10 protein-coding genes are annotated in these 13,297 nt (G+C 69.1%); 7 read left to right on the top strand and 3 right to left on the bottom strand.

Annotated elements, in window-relative coordinates; all coding sequences use genetic code 11:
- Positions 1 to 35 precede the first annotated feature (35 nt).
- Complete coding sequence (gene hemE, locus PMI12_RS26405; protein ID WP_007838885.1) at positions 36 to 1,145, top strand: uroporphyrinogen decarboxylase; 1,110 nt, start codon at positions 36 to 38, stop codon at positions 1,143 to 1,145.
- A 476-nt stretch (positions 1,146 to 1,621) separates the two neighbouring features.
- A complete protein-coding gene (gene priA, locus PMI12_RS26400) occupies positions 1,622 to 3,697 on the top strand; it encodes a replication restart helicase PriA (RefSeq protein ID WP_007838883.1) in 2,076 nt (691 codons plus the stop codon).
- A gap of 33 nt (positions 3,698 to 3,730) precedes the next feature.
- Here the strand turns inward: priA and PMI12_RS26395 are convergent, their stop codons facing one another.
- Positions 3,731 to 3,940, bottom strand: a complete 210-nt coding sequence (locus tag PMI12_RS26395) for a hypothetical protein (protein ID WP_007838881.1) — start codon at positions 3,938 to 3,940, stop codon at positions 3,731 to 3,733.
- Between the two features lie 236 nt (positions 3,941 to 4,176).
- Between PMI12_RS26395 and PMI12_RS26390 the strand changes: the two genes are divergently transcribed.
- The 5 genes from PMI12_RS26390 (at position 4,177) to nadE (ending at position 9,808) form a co-directional block, all read left to right on the top strand.
- Positions 4,177 to 4,851 (top strand): hypothetical protein, encoded by a 675-nt coding sequence (locus tag PMI12_RS26390; protein ID WP_007838880.1) that lies wholly within the window; start codon positions 4,177 to 4,179, stop codon positions 4,849 to 4,851.
- A 264-nt stretch (positions 4,852 to 5,115) separates the two neighbouring features.
- Complete coding sequence (locus PMI12_RS26385) at positions 5,116 to 7,212, top strand: ATP-dependent helicase (protein WP_007838879.1); 2,097 nt, start codon at positions 5,116 to 5,118, stop codon at positions 7,210 to 7,212.
- The gene (locus tag PMI12_RS26380) at positions 7,209 to 7,673 is read left to right on the top strand and encodes a hypothetical protein (RefSeq protein ID WP_007838878.1); all 465 of its coding nucleotides are present in this window, start codon (positions 7,209 to 7,211) and stop codon (positions 7,671 to 7,673) included. Before PMI12_RS26385 ends, PMI12_RS26380 begins: the two co-directional genes overlap by 4 nt.
- On the top strand, positions 7,670 to 8,848 hold the full coding sequence (locus tag PMI12_RS26375) for a phospholipase A (RefSeq protein ID WP_007838877.1): 1,179 nt from the start codon (positions 7,670 to 7,672) through the stop codon (positions 8,846 to 8,848). Before PMI12_RS26380 ends, PMI12_RS26375 begins: the two co-directional genes overlap by 4 nt.
- A 120-nt stretch (positions 8,849 to 8,968) precedes the next feature.
- On the top strand, positions 8,969 to 9,808 hold the full coding sequence (gene nadE / locus PMI12_RS26370) for an ammonia-dependent NAD(+) synthetase (RefSeq protein ID WP_007838875.1): 840 nt from the start codon (positions 8,969 to 8,971) through the stop codon (positions 9,806 to 9,808).
- An 18-nt stretch (positions 9,809 to 9,826) separates the two neighbouring features.
- Here the strand turns inward: nadE and PMI12_RS26365 are convergent, their stop codons facing one another.
- On the bottom strand, positions 9,827 to 11,203 hold the full coding sequence (locus PMI12_RS26365; RefSeq protein ID WP_007838873.1) for a sigma-54-dependent transcriptional regulator: 1,377 nt from the start codon (positions 11,201 to 11,203) through the stop codon (positions 9,827 to 9,829).
- A 7-nt stretch (positions 11,204 to 11,210) separates the two neighbouring features.
- On the bottom strand, positions 11,211 to 13,067 hold the full coding sequence (locus PMI12_RS26360) for a sensor histidine kinase (protein WP_007838871.1): 1,857 nt from the start codon (positions 13,065 to 13,067) through the stop codon (positions 11,211 to 11,213).
- Between the last annotated feature and the right edge of the window lie 230 nt (positions 13,068 to 13,297).

Here is a 13,297-nt window from a genome sequence, read left to right as displayed (position 1 = left end):
GGGGAGCCGGGACACACCCCTGCGACAATCGCGGAATGCCTTTCGCCCCCCTGCAAAACGACACCTTCCTGCGAGCCTGCTGGCGCCAGGCCACCGACCACACACCCGTCTGGCTCATGCGCCAGGCCGGCCGCTACCTGCCGGAGTACGTCGCCACGCGCGCCAAGGCGGGCAGCTTCATGGGGCTGGCGACCAACACCGACTACGCCACCGAGGTCACGCTGCAGCCGCTGGCGCGCTACCCGCTGGACGCGGCCATCCTGTTCTCCGACATCCTGACGGTGCCCGACGCGATGGGCCTGGGCCTGTCGTTCGAGGCCGGCGAGGGCCCGCGCTTCGCGCACCCGGTGCGCGACGAGGCGGCCGTCGCCGCGCTCGAAGTGCCCGACATGGACAAGCTGCGCTACGTGTTCGATGCCGTGGCCTCGATCCGCAAGGCGCTGGACGGCCGCGTGCCGCTGATCGGCTTCTCGGGCAGCCCGTGGACGCTGGCCTGCTACATGGTGGAAGGCGCGGGTTCCAGCGACTACCGCCTCGTGAAGAGCATGCTCTACGGACGCCCCGACCTCATGCACCGCCTGCTGGCCGTGAATGCCGACTCGGTGGCCACGTACCTCAACGCCCAGATCGACGCCGGCGCGCAGGCCGTGATGGTGTTCGACAGCTGGGGCGGCGTGCTGGCCGACGGCGCGTTCCAGGAATTCAGCCTCGCCTACACAGCCCGCGTGCTGGCCGGCCTCAAACGCACCGGCGCCGACGGCCAGCCCGTGCCGCGCATCGTGTTCACCAAGGGCGGTGGCCTGTGGCTCGACGCCATGCGCGAGCTCGACTGCGAAGTGCTCGGCGTCGACTGGACCGTGAACCTCGCCACCGCGCGCAGGCAGATCGCTGAAGGCACCGACGGCAAGGCCAAGGCGCTGCAGGGCAACATCGACCCCAACGTGCTGTTCGCGCCGCCCGCGCAGATCGAGGCCGAGGTGGCGAAGGTGCTGAACGCCTTCGGCAAGCCCCATGCCGACCGCAACGCCAAGGGCCCGACCCACATCTTCAACCTGGGCCATGGCATCAGCCAGTTCACGCCTCCGGAGCATGTGGCGGCGCTGGTGCAGGCGGTGCACGCCCAGTCGCGCGCGCTGCGCGGTTGAAACCGTCACTTCGAGGCGGGCCGGCGATGGCGCCGGACCTGCCCGAAAGTGGGTTCGCAGCCGTTTGTCAAGCACAAAAACGGTCTATCAGCGCTGACTTATGCACAAAACAGGTGTTGCACCGCGCAAGATTATCTGAGTGGCCTCTTTCTTTGCTCCTAAAGAAATAGCGAAGCTAAGTTGTTGATTTATATAGGATTTGAACTTTGCTTTTTTTCCGGGCATTCCAGCCAGAGCCTTGATTTTCAAGGCCTCGCAGCGAGTCGAGCCCGCTTGTCAACAAAGTTATCCACAGAAACTCTGGATGGGCCTCAAAGCCCAGACAAATCAACGACTTAAGCGCTTTTGCTCAAAGTCGCATTAACAAACCTTTCCAAGAAGGACCGCTCATCTCCACAGCCGGCTCACCCCTCGGCGGGGCTCACCAGACGACGGACGGCGCTTCGCCGGCCCTGCCGTGGCGGCTCGACCTCGCGGTGCAGACGCCCGCGCATGCCGCGCTCGGCGACCTGCTGAGCTACGCCGGCACCGAGCCGCTGGTGCCGGGCACGCTGGTGCGCGTGCCGCTGGGCAAGCGCGAGGTGCTGGGCGTGGTCTGGAACGAGCCGGTTTCGCTGGCGGGCGCCGAGCCCGACAGGGCGCTGAAGCCCGTGGGCGCGGCGCTCGACGCACTGGCCCCGCTGGGCGAGGCCTGGCGCGATCTGGTGGCCTTCGCCGCGCGCTACTACCAGCGCTCGATCGGCGAGATCGCGCTGGCCGCGCTGCCGCCGCAGCTGCGCGACCTGTCGACCGCGCAGCTGGCGCGCCGGCTCAAGCGCGGGACGGCGGCCGGGCCGGTGGCCGAGACGGCCGAATCCGCCAACCTGATCGCGCTGAGCGCGGAGCAGACCGCCGCGCTGGCGCGCATCGAGGCAGAAACGGGCACCTTCCTGCTGGTCGGCAGCACCGGCAGCGGCAAGACCGAGGTCTACCTGCGCTGCGTGGCCGACCTTCTCGCGCGCGACCCCGAGGCGCAGGCGCTGGTGATGGTGCCCGAGATCAACCTCACGCCGCAGCTCGAAGCCCGCTTCAAGGCCCGCTTCGGCGACGAGGCCGTGGTGTCGCTGCACAGCGGCATGACGAATCCGCAGCGGCTCGCGAGCTGGCTGGCGGCGCATGGCGGCGCCGCGCGCATCGTGCTGGGCACGCGCATGGCGGTGTTCGCGTCGATCCCGGGGCTGAAGCTCATCGTGGTCGACGAGGAGCATGACCCGAGCTACAAGCAGCAGGAAGGCGCGCGCTACTCGGCGCGCGACCTCGCCGTGTGGCGCGGCCAGCGCGAGAAGGCCAAGGTGATCCTGGGCTCGGCCACGCCCTCGCTCGAGAGCTGGCACCAGAGCCGGCCCGCCGAGGGCGACGACCCGGGCGGCCGCTACGTGCGGCTGGCCATGCCCTCGCGCATCGGCGCCGGTGAGCTGCCCGCCGTGCGGCTCGTCGACATGAACCTGCAGCCGCCGAAAACGGTGATTTCCGCCGCGCTGCTCGACGCCATCGGCCAGCGCATCGCGCGCGGCGAGCAGAGCATGATCTTCCTGAACCGGCGCGGCTATGCGCCGGTGCTGGCCTGCGGCGACTGCGGCTGGAAGAGCGAGTGCCCGCACTGCAGCGCCTACCGCGTGTTCCACAAGATCGACCGCACGCTGCGCTGCCACCACTGCGGCTTCACCGAGCGCGTGCCGCGCGCCTGCCCGGCCTGCGGCAACCCCGACATCGCGCCTGTGGGCCGCGGCACGGAACGGCTCGAAGAACACCTGGCCGAGCTGTTCGCAGGCGTGAAGCACCCGGACGGGAGTGCGGTGCGCATCGCGCGCATCGACGCCGACAGCACAAAGAAACAGGGCGCGCTCGAATCGCAGCTCGCGGCCGTTCACGCGGGCGAGGTCGACGTGCTGGTCGGCACGCAGATGATCGCCAAGGGCCACGACTTCCGCCGCATCACGCTGGTGGCCGCGGTGAACCCCGACGGTGCGCTGTTCTCCAGCGACTTCCGCGCGCCTGAGCGGCTGTTCAGCCTGCTGATGCAGTCGGCCGGCCGCGCAGGCCGCGACGCCGCCTACCTCGCCGCGCAAGGCGCCAAGGCCGAGATGTGGATCCAGACGCACCATGCGCAGCATCCGCTGTTCATGGCGCTGCGCAGGCACGACTACGCCAGCTTCGCGCAGCAGCAGCTCGACGAGCGCCGCGCCGCCGGCATGCCGCCGTTCGCGTTCCAGGCGCTGCTGCGGGCCGACGCGCGCGAGCAGCCGGTGGCGCAGGGCTTCCTGAACACGGCCGCGGACAAGGCCGAGGCGCTGCCGGGTGCCGAGCTCGTCACGCGCTACCCGGCCGTGCCGCTGGCGATCCAGCGCGTGGCGAATGTGGAGCGTGCGCAGATGCTGATCGAAAGCCCCTCGCGGGCGGCGCTGCAGCGCCTGCTGGCCGCCTGGCAGCCGCTGTTGCACGAACTGCGGCGCACGCCCGAGGGCAAGGGCGTGATCCGCTGGCTGGTCGACGTCGACCCGCACAGCATCTGAACCTGGAACGCCAGCGACCCTGAAGCCGCGGTTTCAGTGGTGGCCGACGGGCTCCTTGCCCATGTCGACGTAGCGCAGCTCGCCATGCCTGCGCCGCACGATGCTCCCGGGCCACGCGAACACCACGAGGCTCAGCGCGGCGAGCGCTATCGCGGTGGCGGTGCCGAACCTGTCGGCATGCCAGAACCAGCCGACCACGAAGAGCCAGGCCAACCACAGCAGGATGCGAGAAAGAATTGCCATCGCGCGCTCCATTCACATCTTTGACTTGCAAACACTGTAGCAGCTCATCTGCAAACTCAAGTATTCATCTGAAGTGATAGCGATAGCTATGCCTTACGGCCTGCCTCGGCCTACCCGAAAATTTGTGAAAAAAGAGTTGACGCCATACCCCGGCGCTGGCCAAGCTGTCACAGCGCCAGCCCCCCGCGGGGACCGTGTTCCAAGCAAGCTCGCTCGTCGCAAAGGCAAGGGTCGCCGTGAAACCGTCGTCTTTCTCTGTTTGGGTCCTCTCGCTCGCTTCGAGCCTCGCCTGCATCGCGGGCGTGCCTTCGGCTTGCGCGGCCGAACTGGAGGTGCAGGGCAGCCGGCTGTTGGTGTCGGGCATGCTCGACGGCACCGCCATCAAGGAATTCACCGAGCAGCTGACCAGCGGCACGGTGCATGTCGTGGTCTTCAAGGATTCGTTCGGCGGCACCGCCGAAGCGGCCGGCGCCTTTGCCGACGCCATCCGTGCGAGCGGCGTGCAGACCGAGGTTCGCGGCCAGTGCATGGCGGCCTGTGCCTATGCCTTCCTGGCGGGCAGGACGCACCGCTTCGGCTACGGCCCGCAGGTCAACGGCATCCTGCTGCCGGTGGCGGCGCGGCCCACGGCTGCCGAGCTCGCGGTGCGCTGGCGCGGCGACGAAACCCACAAGACGCTCGCCGACTTCACGCCGACCGCCGGGTCGGCGGCCAAGCCGGTGGAAGCGAGCGCCCCGCCGCCCAAGGACAACTGGCAGCCCGACCACGGCGTGCTCTTCACCGCCAGTCCCACGCTCTTCGGGCGTGTCTACAACACCTACTACTGCGACGGCACGCAGGGCCGCGACTTCTCGAAGTGCGAGCGCCTCGCCGATGCCGATCCGTACAAGCTCGGCGTGCTGACCCCGTAGCGCGCGCGCCGCGAGCGGAAAGCCGAAGAAGGCAGTCCCCCGTCGTCCACTGGACGACGCGGGCGATGCGGCCGCGCTCGGCGCAAAGAAAGGGAAAGTAACAAGGACTACAGGCGGCACCGGTCCGCTGTCGCCGGGCCGCTCCAGGGCTGCATGGGGGTGTCCGGGCTATAACCCCGCAAAGGCCGGCCCCGTATCATTGCCCGCTTTGCGCCAGCCGTTCCCCACGGCCTTCTTCGCGGCCTTCCCGGTTCTTTTTCTCCCATGTCTCACGGTCTCAATCTCGCGCAACAAGAAGCGGTCAACTACATGCATGGTCCCTGCCTGGTGCTTGCCGGTGCGGGCTCGGGCAAGACGCGGGTGATCACGCACAAGATCGGCCGGCTGATCCAGTCGGGCATCGAGCCGCAGCGCATCGCGGCCATCACCTTCACGAACAAGGCGGCCGCCGAGATGCGCGAGCGCGCGAAGGACTTGATCGGCAAGGACGCGCGCAAGGTCGTGGTCTGCACCTTCCACGCGCTGGGCGTGCGCATGATGCGCGAGGATGGCGCGGTGCTCGGCCTGAAGAAGGCCTTCAGCATCCTCGATTCCGACGACGTCACCAAGATCCTGAAGGACGCCGGCGGCACCACCGATGCGGCCACCGCGCGCATCTGGCAGTGGACCATCAGCAAGTGGAAGAACATGGGCCTGAACGCCGCGCAGGCCGAAGCCCAGGCTGCCGACGACAACGAGCGCATCACCGCGAAGATCATGGCGCGCTACGAAGAGCGCCTCGCGGCCTATCAGAGCGTGGACTTCGACGACCTGATCGGCATGCCGCTCAAGCTGCTCTACGAATTTCCCGAGGTGCGCGCCAAGTGGCAAGCCGCGCTCGGCCACATCCTGGTGGACGAATACCAGGACACCAACGCCACGCAGTACGAAGTGCTCAAGGCCCTGGCCGGCGAGCGCGGCCACTTCACCGCCGTGGGCGACGACGACCAGTCGATCTACGGATGGCGCGGCGCCACGCTCGACAACCTGCGCAAGCTGCCGGTCGACTACCCCACGCTCAAGGTCATCAAGCTGGAGCAGAACTACCGCTCCACCAGCGCCATCCTGCGCGCGGCCAACAACGTGATCGGCCCCAACCCCAAGCTGTTTCCGAAGACGCTGTTCTCCGAGCTCGGCGAAGGCGAGCCGGTGCGCATCGTCGATGCCGACAGCGAAGTGCACGAGGCCGAGCGCGCGGTGGCGCGCATCGTCAGCATCCGCGCGGGCGACGTCATCGCGCAGGGCAAGCAGTACAAGGAGTTCCGCGACTTCGCGATCCTGTACCGCGCCAACCACCAGGCGCGCGTGTTCGAGCAGGCGCTGCGCAAGGCGCAGATTCCGTACAAGGTGTCGGGCGGCCAGAGCTTCTTCGACCGCGCCGAGATCAAGGACCTGTGCGGCTGGTTCCGCCTGTGGGTCAACAACGACGACGACCCCGCGTTCCTGCGCGCCATCACCACGCCCAAGCGCGGCATCGGCCACACCACGCTGGCGAGCCTGGGCACCTTCGCGAGCCAGTACAAGCTGAGCCTGTTCGAGGCGCTATTCAGCCCCTCGCTGCCGAGCGTGATGCCCAAGCGCACGCTCGAAGGCATCCACGAGTTCGGCCGCTACATCAACGACCTGGAATACCGCGCGCGCCGCACCATGGGCGCCGAAGACTCGCGCACCTTCATGCTCGACTGGCTCAAGGAGATCGACTACGAGAAGCACCTCTACGACGGCGAGGACAGCGAGGCCGCCGCGGCCTCGCGCTGGACCAACGTGCTGGAGTTCGTCGACTGGATGTCGCAGCGCGCCGGCGGCACGCTCGACGATGCCTCGGGCGCCAACGACAACGTCGAGACCGAGCGCAAGAGCCTGCTCGAAGTGGCGCAGACCATCTCGCTGCTGTCGACCATCAGCGAGCGCGAGCAGGACCAGGACGTGGTCACGCTCTCGACGCTGCACGCCTCCAAGGGCCTCGAATGGCCGCACGTGATGCTGATCGGCGTGACCGAGGGCCTGCTGCCCTTCAAGCTCGAGGACGACAACGGCCGCCAGAAGGTGGTGAGCGACGACACGCTGCAGCGCCTGCAGGAAGAGCGCCGCCTGATGTACGTGGGCATCACGCGCGCGCAGCGCAGCCTGGCCGTGAGCTGGACCAAGAAGCGCAAGCAGGGCCGCGAGATGGTGCCCTGCGTGCCGAGCCGCTTCATCGCCGAGATGGGCCTCGACAAGACAACCATCAAGGAAGACCCGCGCGAGAAACTCAAGGCGCTGCGCGCCGAGTTCGCGCGCAAGGCACAGGACAACGCGGCGAAGGCAGCGGCAGCGTCATGAAGGCGAACAGCTTTTCCGCGCTGCTGGCCGGCGCCGTTCTTCTTTCGCTGTCGGGCTGCGCCTCCGTGCGGGGCAGCGCCGACTGCCCCGCCGACGCGCGCGACCTGCCGCTGCAATCGCTCTACGGCCGCTGGGATGCGCACTTCGACGGCCTGCCGGCCGTGGCCGCCGTGCAGCTCGGAAAGCACCCCGACTACGACGGCGTGCGCGGAACCATCACACGCCACGGCGCCAACCCTGCGAAAGCCGCGGTCGCGCAGCTCGCGGGCGACGTGGACGACGAAGGCGCGCTCTCCATCGATGAATCACAGGACGGCCGCGCCATCAGCGCCGTCTGGTCGGGCAAGCTACAGGCCGGCTCGTGCGGGCGCGAATTCAGGGGCACGTGGCGCAACGCCGCGGACGAGAGCACGCACCCGTTCGTGCTCAGCAAGACAGTCGCGCAGGAAGGAAAGCAATGACGACGACACGACGACAACCTCACTTCAACCTGGCCGCGCTCGCGGCCGTGGCCGCCTGCCTCGGCGGCGGCGCCACGGCGCACGCACAGGCCGTGGACAAGCCCGCGAGTCCGCTGGCCGACGCCCAGCTCACCTGGCAGCAGTGCGCCGCACTCGGTGCCAACAACGAGGCGCGCCTGGCCTGCTTCGACCGCTGGTCGCAGCAGCAGACGCTGCCCTCGGTGTCGGTTCCCGCCGCGCCGCCCGTGCTGGCGAACACCCAGCCGCCGGTGGACGCCTCGATCCCGGCCACGCGCGTCGTCTCGGTCGCCACCGCCGAAGGCTGCCGCGACCGCCAGTACTCGGTGCTCTCGCGCTTCTGGGAACTGGAGGAGGCCACCGATTGCGGCACCTTCGGCTTCCGCGGCTACCGCCCGCTCAACGTGTCGGTCTCGGCCGCCACCAAGAAACCCGAGACGCCGACCTCGCCCTCGGCCGGCCACACCGCCGATCCGGTGGCCTACCAGGCCAACGAAATGCGCATCGGCCTGTCGGTGCGCACCAAGCTCGCCCAGGGCATGCTCACGCAGAACGATCCGGCCAACAGGAAAGATTCGCTGTGGTTCGCCTACAGCCAGCAGTCGACGTGGCAGCTGTTCAACGGCGCCATCTCGCGGCCCTTCCGCACCACCGACCACGAACCCGAGCTGATGTACGTCTACCCGACCGACTTCAAGCTGCCCGGGGGCTGGCGCTGGCGCTATTCGGGCCTTGGCATCGTGCACCAGTCGAACGGCCAGACCCTGCCGCTGTCGCGCAGCTGGAACCGCGTCTACCTGATGGGCGGCGCCGAGCTCGACGACCGCTTCACCATCACCGGGCGTATCTGGAAGCGCGTTTCCGAGAGCGCCGCCAAGGACGACAACCCCGACATCTCCGACTACATCGGCCGCGCCGAGCTCACCGGCCGCTGGAACCTCAACCGCGACAACCAGCTCGCCGTGACCGTGCGCAACAACCTGCGCGACAGCGGCCGCGGCTCGGTGCGCCTCGAATGGCTCAAGGCCATCGGCGACCCGACCAAGAGCAACCTGCGCTTCCACACGCAGCTGTTCTCGGGCTATGGCGATACGCTGGTGGACTACAACCGCAAGCGGACCGTCCTGAGCATCGGCCTGAGCCTCGTGGATTTTTAAGCTCGCCCCCAGGCTTCGCGCGCTTCGTGTCGCTTCGCCCCCTGCCGGGGGCAACACCTGCGGCCCGGCAAAGCCGGTTCCGCGGTGTTCCACTGAAAGAATGCAAGGAAGAATCGCCGTATGAATCAGGACCTCACTCCCGTCGACGACACGCAGCGCGAGATCATCGCCGCGCTGCACGTCGCGCCCGTCTTCGATGCCGCCCGCGAACTGGAACGGCGCGTCGACTTTCTCGCCGGCTACCTGAAGCAGACCGGCCTGAAGACGCTGGTGCTGGGCATCAGCGGCGGCGTCGATTCGCTGACTGCCGGCTGCCTCGCGCAGCGCGCCGTCGAAAAGCTGCGCGCCACAGGCTACGACGCCACCTTCATCGCGATGCGCCTGCCCTACGGCGTGCAGAAGGACGAAGCCGAGGCGCAGGCCTCGCTCGCAGTGATGAAGCCCGACCGCACCATCACCGTCGACATCCGCCCCGCCGCCGACGGCATGCTCGCGGCGCTGAAGGCCGGCGACCTGGCGTTCCGCGATGCGGCGCACGAAGACTTCGTGCTCGGCAACATCAAGGCGCGCCAGCGCATGATCGCGCAGTTCGCGGTGGCCGGCGCGCACGACGGCATCGTCATCGGCACCGACCACGCGGCCGAGGCGCTGATGGGCTTCTTCACCAAGTTCGGCGACGGCGCGGCCGACATCACGCCGCTCACGGGTCTCAACAAGCGCCGCGTGCGCGCGGTGGCGCAACTGCTGGGCGCGTCCGACGCGCTGGTCTACAAAGTGCCGACCGCCGACCTCGAATCGCTGGTGCCGGGCAAGCCCGACGAAGACGCCTTCGGCGTCACCTACGAGCAGATCGACGACTTCCTCGAAGGCAAGCCGGTGTCGGCCGAAGCCCGCCGGATCATTCTTGCGACGCACCGCAGGAGCGCGCACAAGCGCGCGCTGCCTGTCGAACCCTTCTGACGGCGGCCGTGCTGCCGGTCAGGCCGCGGGCTTGAATTCGTCCACCGTCAGGCCGAGCTTGCGCACCTTGTCGTGCAGCGTCTGGCGCGCGATGCCGAGCGCGGCGGCCGTGGCGGGCTGGTCGCCGTGCTGCCGCCGCAGCTCCTCGACGATCACCGCGCGTTCGAACGATTCCACCTGCTGCGGCAGCCCGCGCGGCAAGGTCGGCACGCCGTCGGCGCCGTTGCCGCCGCGCGTCTGCGTCAGGCGCTCGCCGAGCAGGCCCAGCACGAAGCGGTCGGCCACGTTGCGCAGCTCGCGCACGTTGCCGGGCCAGGCGTAGGCCATCAGGTCGGCCAGCTGCGCGTTGCTCAGCAGCGGCGCGGGGCGCTCGTAGCGGCTCGCGGCCTGCAGCGTGAAGTGCTCGAACAGCAGCGGGATGTCCTCGCGCCGCTCGCGCAGCGGCGGCAGCTCGATGAAGGCGACGCCCAGGCGGTAGTAAAGGTCGGCCCTGAACTTCTGCTGGTCGCTCATGGCCTTCAGGTCGTCCTTGCTCGCGGCCACCACGCGGCAATCGAAGGGAATGGTCTTGTTGGAGCCGATGCGCTCGATGCTGCGCTCCTGCAGCGCGCGCAGCAGCTTGATCTGCACCGCCATCGGCATGCTCTCGATCTCGTCGAGGAACAGCGTGCCGCCGCTGGCGTATTCGAACTTGCCCACGCGCACGCGGTTGGCGCCGGTGAAGGCGCCGGCCTCGTGGCCGAACAGCTCGCTCTCGGCCAGCGACTCCGGCAGGCCGCCGCAATTGAGCGGCACGAAATGCTGGCGGCGGCGCGCGCTGTGGTCGTGCAGGCATCGCGCCACCAGCTCCTTGCCGGTGCCGGTCTCGCCGTAGACCAGCACGTCGGCCGAGGTCTCGGCCAGCGTCTTCACGGTCTGGCGCACCTGCTGCATCTGCGCCGAACGGCCGATCAGCACCGACTGGATGCCCTGCCAGTTTTCCAGCGCGTCGCGCAGCGCGCGCACCTGCAGGCTGAGCTGCCGGCGCTCGATGGCGTGGCGCACGATGGCCACCAGCCGCTCGGAGCTGAAAGGCTTCTCGATGAAGTCGTAGGCACCCTCGCGCATGGCCTGCACGGCCATCGCGATGTGGCCGTGGCCTGTGACCAGGATCACGGGCAGCTCGGCATCGACGTTGCGCAGCTCGGGCAGCCACTCGGTGCCGCTCAGGCCCGGCAGGCGCACATCGCTGACCACGACGGCCGGCACGCCGAAGCCGATGTGCGGGCGCGCGCGCTCGGCGCTCGCGAAGGATTCGACCTCGAAACCGGCCAGGGTCAGCACCTGGGTCGTGCTGATGCGGACGTCTTCGTCGTCCTCGACCAGCAGCACCCGGATGGCAGGGGCTTCGCTCACTTGGGGGTCACTCCTGTTGTGCAGTGGAAAGGGGGGGTGAATGAGAGGGTACGGGCGGGTTGTGGATCACGGCAATGGCGGCGGGCAGGTCGATGACGAAGCATGCGCCGCCGCCATCCAGGTTGGCCGCGCGCAGCGTGCCGTCCATGGCGCGCACCAATTGTGCCGAGATCACGAGCCCCAGGCCCAGCCCGGAACCCGCGGCCTTGCCGGTGACGAAGGGTTCGAACAGGCGCGGCAGGATATCGGGGCGAATGCCCGGGCCGGTGTCGGTCACCGAAAGGAGCACGCGCCCCTCCTTCGGCCGCGCTTCCAGCCGCAGCGTGCGCAGCGGCGCGTCCTGCATGGCATCGATGGCGTTGCGCATCAGGTTGGCGAGCACGCTGCCCAGCGCGGCGTCCTCGGCCATGGCGCTCAGCGCCGCGGGCTGCACGTCGACCTCGATGGCCACGCGCTGCTTCTTTGCGGCGTCGGCGACGATCGCCTGCGCTTCGGCGATCGCCTGCGACAGCGGCACCGGCGCCAGCGGCACCTCGCCCTTGTAGGCGAAGGTGCGCAGCTGCGAGGTCAGGCGCGCGAGCCGGTCGACCATGTTGCGGATGCGCTGGAGGTTGCCGCGCACGTCGTCGATGCGGTTCTTGTCGAGCAGGATGACGGCGCTTTCCGACAGCGTGCGCATGGCCGTGAGCGGCTGGTTGAGCTCGTGCACCACGCCGGCCGACATCTGGCCCAGCGCGGCCATCTTGCCGGCATGCACCAGCTCGCCCTGCGCCGCGCGCAGCTGCGCGGTGCGCGCCACCACGGTCGATTCGAGCGTGTCGTGCGCCGCCTGCAGCGCAGCCTGGCTGGCCAGCTTCTGGCGCACCGCGCGGCGGCGCTGCCACAGCGCGACGGCCACCAGCAGCAGCACCGCCATCGCCAGGCTGGCGGTGATCGCCGCGTAGCGTGCCGCCGTGCGCAGCGGCGCGAGGTCGTCGAGCACCACCAGCTGCCATGGTGCGCCGCGCAGGATGCGCGCCGACGCGAGCTGGTCCACGCCGTCGAGCGAGATCACCTGCACGTCGCGGTCCAGCACCTCCTTCTGCGTCCACTGCAGCGGCTGCAGGCTGGCCTCGCCGTAGGGGCGCGAGCGCAGCACCTCGGCGCGCTGCAGCGCATCGAGCGGCAGCAGCGGTCGGAATTTGAGGTCTTCGCGGGTGGAAAGGATCACCACGCCGCGCTGGTCGATCAGCGCCACGTCGCCGGGCAGCTTGCGCCAGGCGCGCTCGGCCTCCTCGAGGTTGATCTTGACGGCCACCACCCCGCGCGAGGACTGGCCGCGGCGCAGCGCATACGACAGGTAGTAGCCCGGCTTCTTGCTGGTGATGCCCACCCCGTAGAAGCGGCCCCGGCCCTGCCCCAGCGCGTCGATCACGTAGGGCCGGAACGACAGGTCCTGCCCGACGGTGGTGCCGGGCTTGTCCCAGTCGGACGCGGCCAGCGAGGTGCCGGAGGCGTCGAGCACGTAGAGCATCTCGGCGCCGGCCGTGGCGTTGACGCCGTCGAGGTAGCGGTTGACCGCGTCGCGCAGGCGCGTGTCCGACGGCGTGCCGAGCAGCTCCGGCACGACGGGCGTCATCTCCAGCAGCGCGGGCAGGTAGTCGAAGCGGGCGAGGTCGGCGTCGAGCCCGGTCGCGAGCATGTCGAGCCGGTGCTCGGCCGCCTCGCGCAGACGCGCCAGGCCGGCCTGCATGGCGATCTGCTGGCCGGCGAAGGCGGCCACGGCCACCAGCGCCAGCGCGCCACACCAGCGCGGCAGGGCGCGCCATCCCCTCGTGTGGTCGAAAGGTCCATCGAAATGCAGGCCCGGCTCCCTTGAAATCATGGGAGCGTTATTGCACAAGGCCGGGCCGTCCGCATCGGTGGCAGCCCGATGGCCCCTGGCGGGGCCGAAGGCAGGGTCAGGCCTGCCGTGCCTGGCCGGCGGGCATGTGCGCCTGGGCGGCGTCGAGCACGCGCTCGGGTTCGTCGGCTTCGGCGGTGCTTTCCTGGTTCAGATGCTGGTGCATGCGCACGGTGTCGAGGTCGCCGGTCCACTTGGCGACGACCAGCGTG

Origin of the sequence: Variovorax sp. CF313 (assembly GCF_000282635.1) — a bacterium.
Taxonomy (GTDB): domain Bacteria; phylum Pseudomonadota; class Gammaproteobacteria; order Burkholderiales; family Burkholderiaceae_C; genus Variovorax.
This window is presented reverse-complemented; position numbering and strand designations above follow the sequence as displayed.

Bases quoted from the DNA above. Each gene is read 5' to 3' on its own strand.
- PMI12_RS26375 (WP_007838877.1), top strand. From the start codon at position 7,670: ATGACGACGACACGACGACAACCTCACTTCAACCTGGCCGCGCTCGCG.
- nadE (WP_007838875.1), top strand. From the start codon at position 8,969: ATGAATCAGGACCTCACTCCCGTCGACGACACGCAGCGCGAGATCATC.
- PMI12_RS26360 (WP_007838871.1), bottom strand. From the start codon at position 13,067: ATGATTTCAAGGGAGCCGGGCCTGCATTTCGATGGACCTTTCGACCAC.
- hemE (WP_007838885.1), top strand. From the start codon at position 36: ATGCCTTTCGCCCCCCTGCAAAACGACACCTTCCTGCGAGCCTGCTGG.
- PMI12_RS26395 (WP_007838881.1), bottom strand. From the start codon at position 3,940: ATGGCAATTCTTTCTCGCATCCTGCTGTGGTTGGCCTGGCTCTTCGTG.
- PMI12_RS26385 (WP_007838879.1), top strand. From the start codon at position 5,116: ATGTCTCACGGTCTCAATCTCGCGCAACAAGAAGCGGTCAACTACATG.
- PMI12_RS26380 (WP_007838878.1), top strand. From the start codon at position 7,209: ATGAAGGCGAACAGCTTTTCCGCGCTGCTGGCCGGCGCCGTTCTTCTT.